Raw genomic sequence first — 18509 nt, forward strand, 5'->3', positions numbered from 1 at the left:
GTACGTGATCGCCCGCGGGGCGCACCGTACGTGATCGCCCGCGGCGCGTGCCGTACGTGACGGTGGCGCGTGTCCCCCGCAACGGCCCAGGGCCCCCGGCGCGAAGCCGGGGGCCCTGGGTGTCGTTCGAGCCGCTGGAGCGGTTGGACGGCCGGGATCGCTTTTAGAACGCGGCCTCGTCCAGCTCCATCAGGGACTGGTCGACGGACTCCGCCAGCTTGCGCTGGACCGAGACGCCCGGCAGCACCGTCTGCGCGAAGAACTTCGCCGCGGCGATCTTGCCCGTGTAGAAGTGCTTGTCCTTCGCGGAGGCCGTGGCCAGCTTCTCCGCGGCCACGGCCGCGCCCTTGAGCAGCAGGTAGCCGACGACGACATCGCCGGAGGCCATCAGCACGCGGGTGGTGTTGAGGCCGACCTTGTAGATCGACTTCACGTCCTGCTCGGTGGCCGCGAGGTCCGTCAGCATGGCGCCGACGATCGCCTCCAGGTCGACGGCCGCCTTGGCCAGCTCGCCGCGGGCCTCGGCCAGCTCCTCGCCGCCCACGCCCTCGGCGAGGAACTTCTTGATCTCCTCGGAGAGGGTGGTGAGCGCCTGGCCCTGGTCCCGGACGATCTTCCGGAAGAAGAAGTCCTGGCCCTGGATGGCCGTGGTGCCCTCGTAGAGGGTGTCGATCTTCGAGTCCCGGATGTACTGCTCGATCGGGTACTCCTGGAGGTAGCCGGAGCCACCGAAGATCTGCAGCGACTGGGAGAGCAGCTCGTAGGACTTCTCCGAGCCGTAGCCCTTCACGATCGGGAGCAGCAGGTCGTTGAGGCCGTGCAGCGCCTTGGCGTCCTCGCCCGCGGCCTCCTTGATCAGGATCTCGTCCTGAACGGCGGCGGTGTAGAGCACCAGCGCGCGCATGCCCTCCGCGTACGCCTTCTGCGTCATCAGCGAGCGGCGCACGTCGGGGTGGTGCGTGATGGTGACCTTGGGCGCGGTCTTGTCGGTGAAGTTCGCCAGGTCCGGGCCCTGGACGCGCTCCTTGGCGTACTCCAGCGCGTTGAGGTAGCCGGTGGAGAGGGTGGCGATGGCCTTCGTGCCCACCATCATCCGGGCGAACTCGATGATCATGAACATCTGGCGGATGCCGTCGTGCTTCTCGCCGATCAGCCAGCCCTTGGCGGGGTGCTTGTCGCCGAAGGTCATCTCGCACGTGTTGGACGCCTTGAGGCCCATCTTGTGCTCGACGTTGGTGGCGTAGACGCCGTTGCGCGCGCCGAGCTCACCGGTCTCGAAGTCGAACTCGTACTTCGGCACGAGGAAGAGGGACAGGCCCTTGGTGCCGGGGCCGTGGCCCTCGGGGCGGGCGAGGACGTAGTGGAGGATGTTCTCCGCCATGTCGTGCTCACCGGACGTGATGAAGCGCTTCACGCCCTCGATGTGCCAGGAGCCGTCCTCCTGCTGGACCGCCTTGGTGCGGCCGGCGCCCACGTCCGAGCCCGCGTCGGGCTCGGTCAGCACCATGGTGGAGCCCCACTGCTTCTCCACCGCGAGCTTGGCGATGTGCTTCTGCTGCTCGGTGCCCTCCTCGAAGAGGACGCCCGCGAAGGCCGGGCCGGAGGAGTACATCCAGACGGCCGGGTTGGCGCCCAGGATGGTCTCGGCGAAGCCCCAGAGCAGGGAGCGCGGGGCGGTGGTGCCGCCGATCTCCTCCGGGATGCCCAGGCGCCACCACTCGGCGTCCATGTAGGCCTGGTAGCTCTTCTTGAAGGTGTCCGGGACCGGCGCGGTGTTGGTGTCGGGGTCGAAGACCGGCGGGTTGCGGTCGGCGTCCACGAAGGAGTCGGCCAGCTCGTTCTCGGACAGCCGGGTGATCTCGGCCAGCACGCTCTTGGCGGTCTCGACGTCCATCTCCGCGAACGGGCCGGTGCCGTACACCTTGTCGCGGCCGAGCACCTCGAAGAGGTTGAACTCGATGTCGCGGAGATTCGACTTGTAGTGCCCCATGGCGACGGCTCCGTAAGGCTCGGGAGAGAGAGTTCTCTGTATACGTACCAATCGGTAACCAGCATGATGCTACCGGTCGGTAATAACAGGCAAGCCTCAGATGAACATCTGTGACTCAGTACGCTTTGGCGCATGTACGGCTACGACCAGAACGTCGGCGCAGGCCAGGGCTACGGGGCCCCGCCCCCGCCGCAGCATCCGCAGCAGCAGGTGCCCGGTGGTTACGGGGAGCAGCCGCTCTACCCCGAGCCGTCACCGCCCTCGCTCGCCGACGCGGTCCGGGCCTTCACCACCGGGTCGATGTCGGCCGAGGACTTCCAGCACATCTTCTCGACCTCGAAGGTCTACTGCCCGCGCGGCGACAACCCCGGATTCCTGGCGCTGCACAACACCCAGCAGCCGGTGATCCCCATGTTCACCTCGCTCAAGGAGCTGCGGCGGTACGCGGGCAAGGAGTCCAAGTACTTCGTGATCACCGGCGCCGAGGTGCTCGATCTGCTGCCGACGGGGTACGGGTTCGTGCTCGACATGGAGGGCGACCACCGGATGGTGTTCGACGCGAAGGCGGTCGAGCAGATGGTCGAGTTCGCGATGCGCCGCATGTACGGCTAACGCCGTCACTTCGTGTATGGCTAGCGCCATCACTGCGTGGATGGCTAACACCTCAAGGCGCTGACCCGCGGGAATGGGGCGGCCTTGTGGGTGGTTCAGAGTTCAACTAAATTGAACGGTGAACCGACCCAGGAGGTCGCCATGCCTGCCGTGACCGTCGACAACCCCCTGACCCTGCCGCGCGTGGCCGCCCCCGCCGGGGCCCGGCCGCGCCGGGTGCTCGCCGTGTCCACCGCGCCCGCCGGCTTCGAGGGCGAGGGCTTCCCCGTCCGGCGCGCCTTCGCGGGCATCCGGTACGAGCTGCTCGACCCGTTCGTCATGATGGACCAGATGGGCGAGGTGGAGTACGCCCCGGGCGAGCCCCGCGGCACCCCCTGGCACCCGCACCGCGGCTTCGAGACCGTCACGTACCTGCTCGACGGCACCTTCGTGCACCAGGACTCGCACGGCGGCGGCGGGGTCATCAACGGCGGTGACACCCAGTGGATGACCGCCGGCGCCGGGCTGCTGCACATCGAGGCGCCCCCGGAGGAGCTCGTCGTCAGCGGCGGGCTGTTCCACGGGCTCCAGCTGTGGGTCAATCTGCCGGCCGCGCACAAGATGATGCCGCCGCGCTACCAGGACATCGGCGGCGGTCGGGTGCGACTGCTCACCTCGCCCGACGGCGGGGCGCTGCTGCGGGTGATCGCCGGCGAGCTCGGCGGCCACCGCGGGCCCGGGATCACCGTCACCCCCATCACCATGGTCCACGCGACGCTGCGGCCCGGCGCGGAGGTCGACCTGCCCTGGCGGGAGGACTTCAACGGGCTCGTCTACGTGCTCGCCGGGCGCGGCGCGGTGGGCGAGGAGCGGCGCCCGGTCCGCAGGGGCCAGACGGCCGTCCTCGGCGAGGGCGGCGCGCTGCGGGTGCGGGCGGACGAGCGCCAGGAGTCGCGGGCGCCCGAGCTGGAGGTCGTGCTGCTCGGCGGGCGGCCGATCGGGGAGCCGGTGGCGCACTACGGGCCGTTCGTGATGAACAGCCACGCGGAGCTGGTGGCGGCGTTCGAGGACTACCGGGCCGGCCGCCTCGGCACGGTCCCGGCGGACCGGGCGTAAGGACCGGGCGTAAGGGCCGGGCGCAAGAGCCGGACTCAGGGACCGGGCTCAGGGACCGGGCACGAACCGGGGGCGGACCGCCCGGCGAATGGGGGAGTCGCGGGGGCGCCGCCCCCGCTCCGCCCCCGCGCCGTGGTCGACTTTCGAGGGTGCTGACCCTCCTCCCCGAACCGGCCCGCCGCATCGCGGCCTGGTGCGGCGTGATCCTCCTGGTCACCGCCGTGGCCGCGGTGGCCGTCTGGCTCTGTGTCGTGCTGAAGGCCGCCGTCACCCCCGTCCTGCTCGCCCTGCTCGGCACCGGGCTGCTGGGCCCGCTGCACCGCCGGCTGGTCGCCCTCGGGGTGCACCGCTCCCTCGCCGCGGCCCTGACCTGCGCCGCCCTGGTCGCGGTGGTGGGCGGCGCCGGCTACATCGTGGTGAACGCGCTGATCGACACCGGTGATCAGATCCTGGCCTCGCTCAAGAGCGCCGCCCGGGACCTCTCCGCCCACTTCGGGACGGCCGGCACCTCCCTCGACGACGTGGTTTCGAACGCGCGGGAGCTGGCGGGGAAGTTCGGCGCCACCGCCGCCTCCGGGGTGATCTCCGGGATCAGCGTGGTCGGCGAGGTGATCGCGATGGCCGTGCTGGCGCTGTTCCTCACGTTCTTCTTCCTGCGGGACTCGCACAAGGCGGCGGCCCTGCTGCACTCCCTGGCCCCGGCCGGGGCCGGTGCGCGGCTGGAGGCGATGGCCCGCCGCGGCCTGCTGGCCGTGGAGGGCTTCATGCGCGGTACGACGTTCATCGCGCTGATCGACGCGATCCTGATCGCCGTCGGGCTGCTGATCCTGCGGGTGCCGGGCGCGGTGGGGCTGGGCGCGCTGGTGTTCGTGGGCGCCTACATCCCCTATCTGGGTGCCTTCATCTCCGGCGCCGTGGCGATCCTGGTGGCGCTGGCCGACCGGGGCGCGGCCATCGCGCTGTGGGCGCTGGCCGTGGTCCTGGCCGTGCAGCTGATCGAGGGGCACCTGCTCCAGCCGGTGATCCAGAGCCGTACGGTCCAGATGCACCCGGCGGTGGTGATGCTGGCGATCACGGCGGGCGCCGCGGTGGCCGGCATTCTCGGGATGCTGCTGGCGGTGCCACTGGCCGCGGCCGCCTTCGGGGTGGTCTCGGAGCTGCGCGCCGCCTACGCGCCGGGCGCCGGCCCCCCGGTCGCCACCGGCACCGGAACCGGCTCCACGCCCTCCGGGCCGGCCGACGGGCCACCCTCGCCCCCGTCCTCGCCCCCGCCCTCGTAGAGCTCGAACCAGATGCACTTGCCCTCGCCCCGCGGGTCCACCCCCCAGCTGTCGGCGAGCATCTCCATCAGCAGCAGCCCGCGGCCGGAGGAGGCCATCTCGCCGGGGCGGCGGCGGTGCGGCAGCTCGTCGCTGCCGTCGGCCACGTCGACCCGCAGCCGGCGGGCGGGGCGCTGACCGGTGATCTCGGCGATCATCAGGGCGTCGCCGTCGGTGTGCAGCAGGACGTTGGTCACCATCTCGGAGACCATCAGCACGGCCGCGTCCGTCTGCTCGTCGTCGGCCCAGTCGTACAGCAGCTCGCGCAGTTGGTGCCGCACCCCCGCGATGCGCTCGGGCTCGGACTGGGCGACGGTCAGCACCGTACGGCGCACCGGTCGCGGCGGCGGGCCCTCCTCCGGGCCGCAGCCGCACCCGGGGGCGTTGCGGCACAGCAGCAGGACGGCGATGTCGTCCTCGCGCCGGTCGGCCAGCGGGCCGGTGGTGTGGTGCGAGGACGGCCCGTGCACGGCCTGGACGAGGGCGTCCGCGAGCTTCTCCAGGGGCTCGCCCGCGTGCTCCTCCACGATGGCGCGCAGCCGCCGCCAGCCGGTCTCCAGGTCGTGCCCGCCGGTCTCGATCAGCCCGTCGGTGCAGACCATCATCATCTCGCCGGGCTCCAGCAGCAGCCGGGTGGTGGGGTAGTCGCAGTCGGGGTCTATGCCCAGCGGCAGCCCGCCCGCGGTCGGCCGGATCAGCATGGTGCCGTCGCTCTGCCGGGTGGCGAGCTCCGGGTGTCCGGCGCGGGCGATGTCCAGCGAGCCGGTGGCCGGGTCGACCTCGATGTACAGGCAGGTGGCGAAGCGCGGGCCGTCGTCGTCCCCGTCGGCGTACGCGTCGGTGATGCCGGCGAAGAACCGGGACGCGCGGGAGAGCACCGCGTCGGGGTGGTGCCCCTCGGCGGCGTACGCGCGCAGGGCGATCCGCAGCTGCCCCATCAGCCCGGCGGCCCGTACGTCGTGCCCCTGGACATCGCCGATGACCAGGGCGAAGCGCTGGTGCGGCAGCGGGATCATGTCGTACCAGTCGCCGCCGACCTGGAGGCCGCCGCCGGTGGGCACATAGCGGGCGGCCACCGTCATCCCGGGGATGTTCGACACATGCGTGGGCATCATCGAGCGCTGCAGGCCCAGGGACAGCTCCCGCTCCGACTCCTGCACCCCCGCCCGGGACAGCGCCTGGGCGAGCATCCGGGCCACGGTGGTGAGCACCGCGCGCTCGTCCGGCGTGAACGCCACCGGATGGCTGAACGCGGCCATCCACGCGCCGATGGTGCGGCCCGCGACGATCAGCGGCAGGAACGCCCAGGACCGGCGGCCGAAGCCGGAGACCAGCGACCAGAAGGCGGGGTAGCGGCGGCGGTACTCCTCGGCGGAGGAGAGGTAGACCGCCCGGCCGGTGCGCACCACCTCGGAGGCGGCCCACTCGGTGTTGAGCGACATCTGGTCGAAGACCCGCTCGCTGCCGTGCTCGTAGCCGTGCTGGCCGATCACGGTCAGCCGGTCGCCCTCCAGCCCGAAGACCGCCAGCCCGTCCGGGGAGAAGCCCGGCATGGACAGCGAGGCGGCCACCCGCAGCACCTCGGCCGTCGACCGGGCCTCCGCCAGGGCCCGCCCCGCGTCCAGCAGGAACGCCTCCCGGGAGCGCCGCCAGTCCCCGGTCACCTCGGGCCGGCGGGCCGCGGCGGTGCCCGGCTGCGGCTCGGGCACCTCCTGGAGGGTGCCGACGAGCTGGTAGGCGCCGTCGCGCAGGGCCGGCCGGGAGCGGCTGCGCACGGTCCGCAGCACCGTGCCCTCCTCGTCGACCACCCGCAGCCGCGCCTCGGCGAGGGTGCCCTCGGAGACCGCCAACAGGATGATCCCGCTCAGCTCGATCCAGTCCACCGGGTGGAAACGGGCGCGCACGGCCCCCTCCGAGCAGGTGACCGCCGCCGGCTCCAGCCCGATCAGCCGGGCGGACTCGGCGTCCAGGGTCACCAGACCGGCGGCGTTGTCCCAGCGCCAGATACCCGTGGCGGTGGCGGCCAGGACGTCTTTGGTGCGCATTGCATTACTTTATGTGGATATGACCGGAGCATTCCAGTGAAGGGCCGCGGGGCCCGGAACGGTACCCTTGCAGACTGGTCTGTCCTGTCGATGGTCCCCGGCTCGTCCCACCGATGGCACCGCCGTACCACCGATGGCGCCGCCGCCCCGCCGATGGCGCCCAGGCCCGCCCACCCCCGTCTCGACGACTTGGATGAACGATGCATCGGTACCGGTCCCACACCTGCGGCGAGCTCCGTGCCGCTGACGTCGACACCGACGTGCGGCTCAGTGGCTGGCTGCACAACCGTCGTGATCTCGGTGGCATCCTCTTCATCGATCTGCGGGACCACTACGGCCTGGTCCAGCTGGTCGCCCGGCCCGGCACCCCCGCCAACGAGGTGCTCGGCTCGCTGACCAAGGAGACCGTCGTCCGCGTCGACGGCAGGGTCGTCAGCCGCGGCGCCGACAACGTCAACCCCGAGCTGCCCACCGGCGAGATCGAGATCGAGGTCTCCGAGGTCGAGGTGCTCGGCGCGGCCGAGCAGATCCCCTTCACCATCAACGCCGAGGACGGGGTCAACGAGGAGCGGCGCCTGGAGTACCGCTTCCTGGACCTGCGCCGCGAGCGCATGCACCGCAACATCATGCTGCGCACCGCGGTGATCCGGACGATCCGCGAGAAGATGACCGCCCTCGGCTTCAACGAGCTGGCGACCCCCATCCTCTCCGCCACCTCGCCCGAGGGCGCCCGCGACTTCCTGGTGCCCTCCCGGCTGCACGCCGGCAAGTTCTACGCGCTGCCGCAGGCCCCGCAGCAGTTCAAGCAGCTGCTGATGATCGCGGGCTTCGACCGCTACTTCCAGATCGCGCCCTGCTTCCGCGACGAGGACGCCCGCGCCGACCGCTCCCCGGGCGAGTTCTACCAGCTCGACGTCGAGATGAGCTTCGTCGAGCAGGAGGACGTCTTCCAGGTCATCGAGAAGGTGATGACCGACCTGTTCGAGCAGTACGGGCAGGGCCGGCACGTCACCTCCCCCTTCCCGCGCATCCCCTTCCGCGAGGCGATGCTGCGCTACGGCTCGGACAAGCCCGACCTGCGCGCCCAGCTGGAGCTCGTCGACATCACCGATGTCTTCGCCGGCTCCGACTTCAAGGCGTTCGCGGGCAAGCACGTCCGCGCGCTGCCGGTGCCGGACACCGCCGACCAGCCGCGCAAGTTCTTCGACGGGCTCGGCGAGTACGCCGTCGAGCAGGGCGCGAAGGGCCTGGCCTGGGTGCGCGTCGGCGAGGACGGCTCGCTGACCGGCCCGATCGCCAAGTTCCTCACCGAGGACAACGTCGCCGTGCTCACCGAGCGCCTGGGCCTGAAGCCGGGCCACGCGGTGTTCTTCGGCGCGGGCGAGTTCGACGAGGTCTCGAAGATCATGGGCGCGGTCCGCGTCGAGGCCGCCAAGCGGGCCGGCCACTTCGAGGAGAACGTCTTCCGCTTCTGCTGGATCGTCGACTTCCCGATGTTCGAGCGCAACGAGGACACCGGGCAGATCGAGTTCTCCCACAACCCGTTCTCCATGCCGCAGGGCGGCCTGGAGGCCCTGGAGACCAAGGACCCGCTGGACATCCTGGCCTGGCAGTACGACATCGTCTGCAACGGCGTGGAGCTCTCCTCCGGCGCGATCCGGAACCACGAGCCCGAGGTCATGTACAAGGCCTTCGAGATCGCCGGTTACTCCAAGGACGAGGTCGAGCGCGAGTTCGGCGGCATGCTGCGGGCGTTCCACTACGGCGCCCCGCCGCACGGCGGCATCGCGCCGGGCGTCGACCGCATCGTGATGCTCCTCGCCGACGAGCCCAACATCCGCGAGACGATCGCGTTCCCGCTCAACGGCAACGCGCAGGACCTGCTGATGGGCGCGCCCAGCGAGGTCGACGAGTCGCGGCTGCGGGAGCTGCACATCGCCCTGCGCAAGCCTGCGGCGCCGAAGCCGGCCGAGTAGCACTCCCGGCTCGAAGGGGCCCCGGGCCCGACGCGATTGCGGCGTCGGCCCGGGGCCCCTTCGCCGTTCTCCTCCGCCATCCCCTTCGCCGTTCCCGCGCCCGTCAGGACCTCGTAGGGAACGCGCCAAGGCCGCGTATCGGGGCGTGTGTCCGGGGCGACCCGTACCTAGCGTTGATCACCGCAACGGGGGCGGGTCGACACGGGGGTGGACACATGGCGTCGGAGGACCTGGTGGTCAGGAGGGACGACCTCGGGCGGGTCGGCCACGCCGCGTACAAGCTGCACGGCGGCCTCGCGGCCCACGGCGAGCACGCCAAGGCGAACAGCACGGCGGCCGGCACGGACCTGGCCGGCGACGGCTTCGCCACCGGCGCCGCGCTGAAGGAGACCGTACGGACCTGGAGCACCCAGGTGAAGACGTTGATGGAGGCGTGCGCGCACATCTCCAACCACCTGGACCACTCCTCGAAGAAGTACGGCGAGGAGGACGCCAGGATCGCCACGAGCCTGCGTGACGCGCGGAACCAGGCGATGACCGTCTCCCGCATCAACGACTACTTCCACTGACGGGGCGGGGCGGCGAGATGGCGCAGGTGACGTTCGAGAAGCTGCTGCACGCGCGGCTGACGGTGAGCGCCGCGGCGGGGCCCGGCGGCCGGAGCGAGGGGGATTCCGGCCCCACGCCGGAGACCCTGGAAGGCGTGCGGCAGGCGATCCGTACGGCCCTGGGCGCGGCGAGCGAGGCCGACGAGACGGTCGCGCGGGCCCTGCGGGGCCTCGTCGCCGACCACCCGTACGACTTCGGCAGCGACAACTACGCGTCCCTGAAGGAGTACCGGGAGACCGAGCGCTACGAGGGCACCCGCGACGCGGACGAGGCGCTGAAGCTCGCCGGCGACGGGCGGTCGCTCGGTGACGCCGAGCTCACCCGGCTCAACACGCTGCTCGCCGCCAACAAGGACAATCCGTTCTTCGCCGAGCGCTTCTGCCGGGCCACTCCAACCCGTACGGCTTCCAGGTCATGAGCAACCTGATGCGCGAGGGGGTGTACGAGAAGAGGTTCCTCGACGACTACGGGGCGGCGCTCGTGGCCACGGAGAAGACGATGCGGCTGCCCGACCGCTACTGGAACAACCCGCTGGGCGCGCCCACGCACCTCACGTTCGGGGGCGCGGCCGGTGACGCCGGCCGCCCCCCCATGACCGGCTTCATGAAGGCCCTCGCCCACAACCCCGACGCGGCCACGGCGTTCTTCGACCGCACCGAGCCGCAGGACGCCGCGGAGTGGGTCCTCACCAAGCGCCGGCCGTTCGCCGACGGACCGGGCGGCGACGGCCCGTACGCCTCCCGGGAGGCCACGGGCGCGGCGCTGGTCGCCGCGGCCACGGGCATCGACCCCGGCGACGAGAAGGCCCGCTTCGTCGAGCACACGGACGCCCACCGCCAGGTCCTCCGGCGCTCCCTCGCCCAGCTCGCGGGCCTGGGCGACGAGGTCCCCGCGGAGTTCCGGGACGACATGGCGAAGGTGCTGGCGAACCACGGGGACGAGCTGCACCGGTCGGCGAGCGCCCTGGACGACGAGTCCAGCCCGCTCGACCGCAAGCAGCTGCTGGAGGTCGCCAAGCAGGTCTCCCGTGATCGGAACGCGTACGGGATTCTCAACGAGGGCCTCATCCGGGAGATCTCGCACGACATCCACCACGACAAGGGCGGCGATCCGAAGGAGACCCTCCACCGCGCGGGCTATTCGGTCGGCTTTCTGGAAGAGGCCCGCTACCAGGCGCTGAAGGGCGACAAGGCGGACCCCTCCTGGGACGCGAAGTGGGGCTACCACATCGGCGGCACGATCGCGAACCTCCTGCCCCAGCCAATCGGTGACATCGCGCAGCGCGGAGTGGACGCGATCGCTTACGCGTGGCAGGTGGACGAGCAGAAGCGGATCAATGAAGAGGCCGGCGAGCAGAACGCGAAGGTATTCGGCCGCCGGGAGACGCAGTTGAAGGCGATCGCGGAGGAGTGGCAGAAGGCCGGCCCCCACCGCGGGAGCGTGAACCTGTGGTCGCTCCAGCGCGAGATCGGCGCGGACGCGTACGACGGCAACCGCCTGGCCAAGGGCCTGGCGGGTGACCAGTGAGGTGGCGCGCCCGAACGTCCGCGGCGACGGCTCTGGCCGGGCTGGTGGCCCTCTCGCTCCTGGCGCCGGGCTGCGAGAAGGCGCCGTCGCGGGAGTACACCGTGCCCGAGACGCTCTGCGGCCGGGCGATCGACCCGGAGGTGGTGAAGCCCTTGCTGCCGCCGGGCAGAAGACTCACCGCCTACCAGGGCCTGGAGGACGACGATGATCGCACCTGCTTCATCAACGTCGATCGCACGTCCGTCCTCTACATCCGGGAGGCGGTCACGGGCGGGCCGGCGGACGCCGCGCCGCGCGTCAAGCCGTACGACGGTCTGCGACGCGTGAAGCTCGGACCGGACGGTGACAGCACGGTCCTGTGGAACAAGGGCGCGCTGTCGGTGAACCCCTGTGTGCACAAAGGGGAGAGGATCAACTACGTCTTCGAGGTCGACGTCTACGCGCCGGACCCGAAGAAGCCGGACATCGAACGGTTCGCGAAGGCGTACGTGTCGGTGGGGAAGCCACTGATGGGGTGCGGGTCGTGACGGGGGTACGGACGCGGGCGACGGCGCTGGCCGGTGCCGCGCTGCTGGTGCTGACGGGCGCCACGGCGTGCGGTGAGCGGGAGCCGGACCACTACACCGTCCCCAAGGGCTTCTGCGGGACGACGATGGACCCCGCGCTCGTGACGCCGCTGCTGCCGGAGGGCAAGCGCTTCCGGGCGAAGACGACCCGGGAGGACGGGTGGCGGCGCAGCTGCCTTCTCTATGTCGACGGCGACCTGGCCCTGGAGACCATCGAGGAACTGTCCACGGTCCGGCCGTCCACCGAGTCGGCGGAGTCCGATCGGACACTGATGGGGATGGAGCACCCCCGGCGGGTGCCCATCGGTGAGGAGACGCTGATCGAGGGCAACGTGTACTCCCTCAACCCCTGCCGCCGGGACGGCTGGGACCTCACCCACAAGATGAAGATCCTGGTTCAGTGGCGGGACTTCTCCCCACCCGTCCTGGAGGCCCGCATGGAGCGCTTCACCCGCGCCTACCTCCCCGACGGCCTCGCGGCCCTCGGCTGCGAGCGGCAAGGGTGAGCCGGAGCACCCCGCCCCGCCGGGGGCTGGCCATGGTGGCGATCACCTGTCCGGGCGATCACGCCCGTGCCGGGTGGCGTCGGGGCGTGATCCTCGGACGTGACGGGCGTCAGGCCGTCGTGAACCTGGCGACGTACTCGTCGAAGGGCTCGATGCCGACCTCCGCGCGCCGTTCGTCCATGCGCCCGGGTTCTTCGCAGGGCCACGGAACGGGCGCCCCGTCCTTCACGCCGGCGATCTGAGTGCCGTAGATCTGCTCGCGGCCCTCGTTGACCAGTGTGCGGTCGCGGAGGAAGGCCAGCTCGCGCGGGGCGGCCGCGCCTGCCGACACCGCCTGCTCCAGCAGCCGGAGGGCGCGTCGCTGGACGTGCAGCTGCCGGTCGGCGTGCTGGGCGATCAGCCAGGCCGCGCGAGCGGCCTCCTCGCCGACGAGTTCCGCCGTCGGCCAGCCGTACTCGTCCATGATCTCGCCGAGCCGGTCACCGTGCCGCGCGGTCAGCCGGCGCCACGCCAGTTGTTCGGCCGGGTCGTCGCTGTTCGCGTGGACAGCGGCCCGCTGATCAGCCGCAGCCATGGCCTTGAGTTCCTCCGCCAACGCGGCACCGTCGTGCGCCACTCTCAACTCCCTGTGTCGATGGACGGGTTGTGTTCGCCATCGCAACCCTAGGGCCACATTTGGGGTGTGAAGATCATTCCGAGGGGCGGTGACAAGCGCCTCGGCGACCGGCGACAATGGATCTGTCCCCGGAACCCGTGACACCACGAGAGCGGGACGTTCCGTCCCTGGGGCGGGTCGCGAAAGCCCTACGCCTCGCGGGTCAGGGAGGCGCGGATCAGGGACAGGAGCTCCTCGTCGGGGAGGCCCAGGCGGCGGGATTCGGTGATCAGGCGGCGGGTCTGCGTCACGAGGCGGGCGCGGCCCGCCGGGCGTTCCCCGGTCACCACCGCCCCGCGGCCGCGGCGCAGGTCGATCAGGCCCTCCTCGCGGAGGCGCTGGTAGCCGCGCAGCACGGTGTGCACGTTCACCCCGAGCGACTCGGCGAGCTCCCGCGCCGCGGGCAGCCGTTCGCCCGCGCGGACCTCGCCCTCGGCGATCGCCCCGCGGACGGCCGCCGCGATCTGGTCGCCGAGGGGGAGCGGCGACGCGGGGTCGACGCGGATCAGCATGTCAGTCCTCCGGGGCGCCGGTCCCGCGCTCGCGCGCGGCGAGGGTGTTGAGCAGCGCGGCGGCGGTGTCGGCGTCGTCCACCGTCACCACGAACTCCTTGCCGCCCGCGAGGTGGACGCACACCGCGGTGCCGGACCGCAGCACCCAGCCGCTCGCGCCGGGGCGTACGCGGTAGCCCCAGCCGCCGAAGTCCCCCAGCGGGTGGATCTCGCGGACCGTGGCCTCCTCGACGCGGGCCAGGGGAATGGTCGTACGGGGGCGTGGCAGCAGCAGGGAGGAGACGGTGAGGCCGCGCCGGTCCACGGTCACCCGGACGCCGGTGAACACCGCGCAGACGGCGCCGGTGGCGAGCGTGGGGGACGCGGCGTCCCAGCCCATCGTGCAGCCGAGGACGACGCCCAGGGCGACGACCGCCGCGCTCACGAGCGGCACCGCCGGGGCCCGTACGGTGCGCGTCCAGACGGCCGCCTCGCCGTCGGCGAGGGGCAGGCGGGCCGCTGCGGCGGAGGGCGCCCGCTCGGCCGGTGGGGGCGGTGCGCCGGCGCCGGCCAGCAGCCAGCCGAGCGCGGCCGCCGCGCCCGGCACGGCGAAGGCGAGCGCGATCTGCCCCGCCGGCAGCGTGACCGCCGCCGGGTCGTCGGCGCCGGCGTTGGCCGGGAGCGTGGCCACCCCCAGAAAAGCGATCAGCGCGGCGACCGCGAACGATCCGGTCGCCAGCCCGCGTTGGGCACCCGGCGAGGTGCGCGTCGCGTACGTGAACACGGCGAACACCACCGCGCCGACCGCGAGCAGCGCCACGAGCGTGGTGAGGAAGGCTTCCGTGCCGGTGTAGCCGTCGGCGCCGCCGCCGGCCCCGAAATGCGTGGCGAGCCGACGCGGCAGCCGCTCCCGCAGCGTGGCGTACGTGGTGAGCAGGGCGGCGAGCGCGATCACGAACGGCGCGCCGGTCAGCAGTAACGCACGTCGCCGCAACGCCCTATGACGGTCCATGAACACCTCCCATATTCGTATCACGCTAGAACAATGAGCATGGACCGCGCCAGAGGGTCACCCGCGGCGAGGGGCCGGCGGCCGGGTCCGGGAACGGCGATGCCCCGCCGGGCGAGGCGCCCGGCGGGGCATCGGTGACGGCGCGTCAGGCGCCGTCAGGTGAAGCGGGAAAGACCTCAGTGCTTGAGGGGCGAGCCCGTCAGCTGCCAGGTCTGGGCGCCCTTGGCGTCGCCCTCCAGGTCGTACGTGATGGTCGCGTCGCCCGACCAGTACGCGGCCGGGTCGAACGTCGTCCACGGCGAGACACAGGTCGGGCCGTCGGAGGAGCGGCCGTACTCCTTGTTGAGGTTCGCGGTGAAGTCGCAGGTGAGGCTGTTCACCACGGAGTCCGCGCCGGACGAGGTCGCGCGGCGCTCCAGGCGGCTGTCCACCTTGACGGAGGTCCAGCGCTTGCCGAAGTCCTCGACCTGGTCGACGTCGATCTGCCAGTGCAGGGTGACCGACGAGCGGATCTTGCCGGCGCTGGTCTCCGAGCAGACCTCGGCGATCAGCGTGGTGTCCGGCTTCTTGCCGGGCAGGTCGAGCGAGAGCGTCTGGAGGTTGGTGCACGGGCCGGGCGCGGCCGCGGCGGTGTGCGTGGTCATGGAGACGCCGGTCAGGGCGGTGCCCGTGAGGGCGACGGCCATGAGTCGGTGCATCGAGCGCTTCATTGTTCTCCCCTGGTCAAAAAAGCGTCACGAGTGCCGTAGTGCTGAGTCGGTGTCGGTGGATGTCCCCCCACGTCCCCCATGGTCGGCGCCGCAGCTCATCGTGCACATACATGGAGCAACGAGACAGTAGCAGAACATGTGTTCGCCCCCGGGGAGTGTGGCGGACGGCACGTCCGGCGACACGGCCGAGGCCCCGCCGCGGAGCGCGACGGGGCCTCGGGGAAGCGCGGGTCGACCAGGGTCACTCGCGTGGCTCGACCAGGGTCACTCGGCGGCGCCGAAGCGCTCCCGGTACGCCTCCAGGTCTTCCTCCGTGATCTTCGCGAAGAGCACCGGCGGCACCGTGAACGGCGTGCCCGCCGGCACGGAGGCGAGCGCGCGCGCCTCGTCCGCGCCCACCCACGCCGCCGTGTCGTCGGCCAGCGCGAACGCCGACCGCATCGCCGCGGCGGAGGCCGGGATGAACGGCTCGGACACCACGGCGTAGAGGTGGATGAGGTTCATCGCCGTGCGCAGCGTGAGCGCCGCGGCGTCCTGGTCGGTCTTGATCTCCAGCCAGGGGGCCTTCTCCTCCAGGTAGGAGTTGCCCGCGCTCCACAGGGCCCGCAGCGACGCCGCCGCCTTGCGGAACTGGAGGGCGTCCATGTGGCCCTCGTACTCGGCCAGCAGCCGGGCGATCTCCTCGCCCAGGCGCGCCTCGGCCTCCCCGGCCGGGCCGCCCTCCGGCACCGCGTCGCCGAAGCGCTTGCGGGAGAAGGACAGGACGCGGTTGACGAAGTTGCCGAGCGTGTCCGCCAGGTCCTTGTTCACCGTGGCCGTGAAGTGCTCCCAGGTGAAGGACGTGTCGTCCGACTCGGGGGCGTTCGCCATCAGGAAGTAGCGCCAGTAGTCGGCCGGCAGCAGCTCCAGCGCGGCGTCGGTGAAGACCCCGCGCCGCTGCGAGGTGGAGAACTTGCCGCCGTAGTACGTCAGCCAGTTGAACGCCTTGACGTAGTCGACTTTCTTCCAGGCGTCCCGGGTGCCGAGCAGCGTCGCCGGGAACATCACCGTGTGGAAGGGGACGTTGTCCTTGGCCATGAACTGGGTGTAGCGAACGGTGTCGTCCGCCTCGTACCACCACGACTTCCAGTCGCGGTTCGCCGGGTCCTGGTCCGCCCACTCCTTGGTGGCGCCGATGTACTCGATCGGCGCGTCGAACCAGACGTAGAAGACCTTGCCCTCGGCGGCCAGCTCCGGCCAGGTGTCGGCCGGCACCGGGACGCCCCAGTCCAGGTCGCGGGTGATGGCGCGGTCCTGGAGGCCCTCGGTGAGCCACTTGCGGGCGATGGAGGAGGCGAGCGTCGGCCAGTCCCTGCCGTGCTCCTCGACCCACGCCTCGACCTCGCCGGCCAGCGCCGACTGGAGGAGGAAGAGGTGGGTGGTCTCGCGGACCTCCAGGTCGCTGCTGCCGCTGATCGCGGAGCGGGCGTCGATCAGGTCCGTGGGGTCGAGCACGCGGGTGCAGTTCTCGCACTGGTCGCCGCGCGCCTTGTCGTAGCCGCAGTGCGGGCAGGTGCCCTCGATGTAGCGGTCCGGCAGGAAGCGGCCGTCGGTGTTGGAGTACACCTGGCGGATCGAGCGCTCCTCGATGAAACCGTTCGCCTTGAGCTCGCGGGCGATCTCCTGGGTGATCTCCCGGTTCTGCTCGGAGGAGCTGCGGCCGAAGTGGTCGAAGGCGAGCGCGAAGCCGTCGTAGATCGCCTTCTGGGCGTCGTGCGCCTGCCCGCAGAACGTGTCCACCGGCACGCCCTGCTCCTTGGCGGCCAGCTCGGCGGGGGTGCCGTGCTCGTCGGTGGCGCAGATGTAGAGCACGTCGTGGCCGCGCTGGCGCAGATAGCGGGCGTAGACATCGGCCGGGAGCATGGACCCCACCATGTTGCCCAGGTGCTTGATCCCGTTGATGTACGGAAGGGCGCTGGTGATGAGGTGTCGAGCCATTGCCGGCTGCTCCCAAGTCGTTACGCGGAGTAAGGATTTGATCTACGGACCGTCAATATCGTATCCGAAGGGCCCCGGGTGGCCGCGCGGCCTTTTTCCCGGGGCCCCTCGTTCGGTGGCCGGTCGGCGGTCGGCGGTCGGCGATCGGTGGCCGGCGGCCGTGGCTGGTGGTGGCCTCGGCGTCAGTCGGCGGACGGCCGGGGCAGGATGCCGGCCCGCTCGACCTCCTCCAGCCACTCCGGGAACTCCACCATCAGCTCGCGGTAGAGCTCCGCGTCGGGGAGCAGCAGCGGATCGGGGCCGGCGTGGAAGAAGCCCGTGTTGTCCACGGGGCGGCGCTCGGGCACGGCCAGGTCGTCGAGCCGGCGCAGGAAGTCGAACCCCTTGCCCTCCGGGTCGCCGAAGCCCACGAACTGCCAGAAGATCGGCAGTCCGGCCGCCTCGCAGAGCGCCCGCTCGGCGGCGGGCCGGCTGGTGGGCGCGCCGTCCGTCTGGAAGATCACGAACGCGGGGTCGGTGGCGCCGGACCGCTTGTAGTGGTCGACGACGGCCTCGATGGCCCAGTGGTAGTTCGTACGGCCCATGTGGCCGAGGCCGGAGTGGAGTTCCTCGACGCGGCCCGCGTACGCGTCGAGGGAGAGGTCGGCGGTGCCGTCGACGTCGGTGGAGAAGAAGACGACCGGGACGACGCCGTCGTCGTCCAGGTTCGCGGAGAGCGCGAGGGCCTGCTCGGCGAGGTGCTGGACGGTGCCGTCCTTGTAGTAGCGGCGCATGGAGCCGGAGCGGTCCAGGACGAGGTAGACGGCGGCGCGCCGGCCCGCCAGGCCCTGCCGGCGCAGGGTCGTCCCCGCGGTCTTGTAGAGGCTGACCAGCCCGGGGGCGGTGGACTCCAGCTTCTCCAGCGAGAGGGCGGGCTCGCCTCCGGCGGGGGCGGTGGCCTGCACGGTGGCGGCCTCTGCGGGGGCGGCCTCCACCGGGGTGGCCTGTACGGCGGTGGGCCGCGCCGCGGTGGTCTCCGTGGCGGTGCGAGCCTCCGGAAGCAGGCCACCGCGCTCCGCCCGCTGCTCGCCCCCGCCCGCGGCGCGGCCGCCGTCGCCCGTGGCGCCGTCACCCGTGGTGCGATCGCCCTCGCCCGCCGCGGGAGCCGTCGAGGCGGACGCCGGCGCTTCCTCGCGGGGGCGGGGGACCTCCGCCGGTGCGGTCGTCTCCGGCGAGGCCGTCGTCGCCTCCGCCTCCGTCTCCGCGCGCGAGCGTCCGAACACAGTGCGCAGAAGATCTCGAATGCCCATGGGGAGCCCCTTCCCGTGTGTCGGTTGTGAGGTATGTCCGAGGCGCGGGAATCGTCCCTGACCAGGGCGGACACGTAAGGCTAGCGGGCGGGGGCGAGCAGCGGGCGGAGCGCGGTGGCCTGCTTCCGGA

Annotated in this window: 17 protein-coding genes; 9 read left to right on the forward strand and 8 right to left on the reverse strand. The window is 71.7% G+C overall.

Annotated features, from left to right (window positions below):
* Positions 1 to 163: 163 nt before the first annotated feature.
* A complete protein-coding gene (locus ACSNOD_RS04840; protein WP_436765463.1) occupies positions 164 to 1990 on the reverse strand; it encodes an acyl-CoA dehydrogenase in 1827 nt (608 codons plus the stop codon).
* A 132-nt stretch (positions 1991 to 2122) separates the two neighbouring features.
* Here ACSNOD_RS04840 and ACSNOD_RS04845 point away from each other — a divergent pair, with 132 nt between their 5' ends.
* The 3 genes from ACSNOD_RS04845 to ACSNOD_RS04855 all read left to right on the forward strand — a co-directional run bounded on the left by ACSNOD_RS04845 (position 2123) and on the right by ACSNOD_RS04855 (position 4977).
* On the forward strand, positions 2123 to 2602 hold the full coding sequence (locus tag ACSNOD_RS04845) for an SseB family protein (protein WP_436765464.1): 480 nt from the start codon (positions 2123 to 2125) through the stop codon (positions 2600 to 2602).
* 141 nt (positions 2603 to 2743) lie between these two features.
* Positions 2744 to 3697 carry a pirin family protein gene (locus tag ACSNOD_RS04850; RefSeq protein WP_436765465.1) on the forward strand — a complete coding sequence of 318 codons (954 nt, stop codon included), beginning with the start codon at positions 2744 to 2746 and terminating at the stop codon, positions 3695 to 3697.
* 149 nt (positions 3698 to 3846) lie between these two features.
* On the forward strand, positions 3847 to 4977 hold the full coding sequence (locus ACSNOD_RS04855) for an AI-2E family transporter (RefSeq protein WP_436765466.1): 1131 nt from the start codon (positions 3847 to 3849) through the stop codon (positions 4975 to 4977).
* Here the strand turns inward: ACSNOD_RS04855 and ACSNOD_RS04860 are convergent.
* Positions 4866 to 7061: an ATP-binding SpoIIE family protein phosphatase gene (locus ACSNOD_RS04860; RefSeq protein WP_436765467.1), complete on the reverse strand. Its 2196-nt coding sequence runs from the start codon at positions 7059 to 7061 to the stop codon at positions 4866 to 4868. The genes ACSNOD_RS04855 and ACSNOD_RS04860 overlap by 112 nt on opposite strands.
* Positions 7062 to 7261: 200 nt before the next feature.
* Here ACSNOD_RS04860 and aspS point away from each other — a divergent pair, with 200 nt between their 5' ends.
* The 6 genes from aspS to ACSNOD_RS04890 all read left to right on the forward strand — a co-directional run bounded on the left by aspS (position 7262) and on the right by ACSNOD_RS04890 (position 12245).
* Entirely contained in the window at positions 7262 to 9037 is a 1776-nt protein-coding gene (aspS, locus tag ACSNOD_RS04865) for an aspartate--tRNA ligase (RefSeq protein WP_436765468.1), read from the forward strand.
* A gap of 215 nt (positions 9038 to 9252) precedes the next feature.
* Entirely contained in the window at positions 9253 to 9606 is a 354-nt protein-coding gene (locus ACSNOD_RS04870; RefSeq protein ID WP_436765469.1) for a hypothetical protein, read from the forward strand.
* 26 nt (positions 9607 to 9632) lie between these two features.
* On the forward strand, positions 9633 to 10064 hold the full coding sequence (locus ACSNOD_RS04875) for a hypothetical protein (protein WP_436765470.1): 432 nt from the start codon (positions 9633 to 9635) through the stop codon (positions 10062 to 10064).
* A complete protein-coding gene (locus tag ACSNOD_RS04880) occupies positions 10061 to 11173 on the forward strand; it encodes a hypothetical protein (protein WP_436765471.1) in 1113 nt (370 codons plus the stop codon). Before ACSNOD_RS04875 ends, ACSNOD_RS04880 begins: the two co-directional genes overlap by 4 nt.
* Positions 11174 to 11217: 44 nt before the next feature.
* Positions 11218 to 11700 carry a hypothetical protein gene (locus ACSNOD_RS04885; RefSeq protein WP_436765472.1) on the forward strand — a complete coding sequence of 161 codons (483 nt, stop codon included), beginning with the start codon at positions 11218 to 11220 and terminating at the stop codon, positions 11698 to 11700.
* Positions 11697 to 12245, forward strand: coding sequence for a hypothetical protein (locus tag ACSNOD_RS04890; protein ID WP_436765473.1), 549 nt, complete (start codon positions 11697 to 11699; stop codon positions 12243 to 12245). The genes ACSNOD_RS04885 and ACSNOD_RS04890 overlap by 4 nt, the downstream gene beginning before the upstream one ends.
* 109 nt (positions 12246 to 12354) lie before the next feature.
* Here the strand turns inward: ACSNOD_RS04890 and ACSNOD_RS04895 are convergent, their stop codons facing one another.
* From ACSNOD_RS04895 to ACSNOD_RS04920, 6 genes are all read right to left on the reverse strand, one after another.
* Positions 12355 to 12861, reverse strand: a complete 507-nt coding sequence (locus ACSNOD_RS04895) for a DUF6624 domain-containing protein (RefSeq protein WP_436765474.1) — start codon at positions 12859 to 12861, stop codon at positions 12355 to 12357.
* A 188-nt stretch (positions 12862 to 13049) separates the two neighbouring features.
* Positions 13050 to 13412: a GntR family transcriptional regulator gene (locus ACSNOD_RS04900; protein ID WP_436765475.1), complete on the reverse strand. Its 363-nt coding sequence runs from the start codon at positions 13410 to 13412 to the stop codon at positions 13050 to 13052.
* Between the two features lies 1 nt (position 13413).
* Positions 13414 to 14403, reverse strand: coding sequence for a DUF1648 domain-containing protein (locus tag ACSNOD_RS04905; RefSeq protein ID WP_436765476.1), 990 nt, complete (start codon positions 14401 to 14403; stop codon positions 13414 to 13416).
* A 176-nt stretch (positions 14404 to 14579) separates the two neighbouring features.
* Positions 14580 to 15101, reverse strand: coding sequence for a hypothetical protein (locus ACSNOD_RS04910; protein ID WP_436765477.1), 522 nt, complete (start codon positions 15099 to 15101; stop codon positions 14580 to 14582).
* Between the two features lie 276 nt (positions 15102 to 15377).
* Positions 15378 to 17090, reverse strand: a complete 1713-nt coding sequence (gene metG, locus ACSNOD_RS04915) for a methionine--tRNA ligase (RefSeq protein ID WP_436765478.1) — start codon at positions 17088 to 17090, stop codon at positions 15378 to 15380.
* A gap of 182 nt (positions 17091 to 17272) precedes the next feature.
* The gene (locus ACSNOD_RS04920; protein ID WP_436765479.1) at positions 17273 to 18379 is read right to left on the reverse strand and encodes a vWA domain-containing protein; all 1107 of its coding nucleotides are present in this window, start codon (positions 18377 to 18379) and stop codon (positions 17273 to 17275) included.
* Positions 18380 to 18509 lie beyond the last annotated feature (130 nt).

Source organism: Streptomyces sp. URMC 123, assembly GCF_051386515.1.
In the GTDB taxonomy this organism is placed as follows: Bacteria; Actinomycetota; Actinomycetes; order Streptomycetales; family Streptomycetaceae; genus Streptomyces.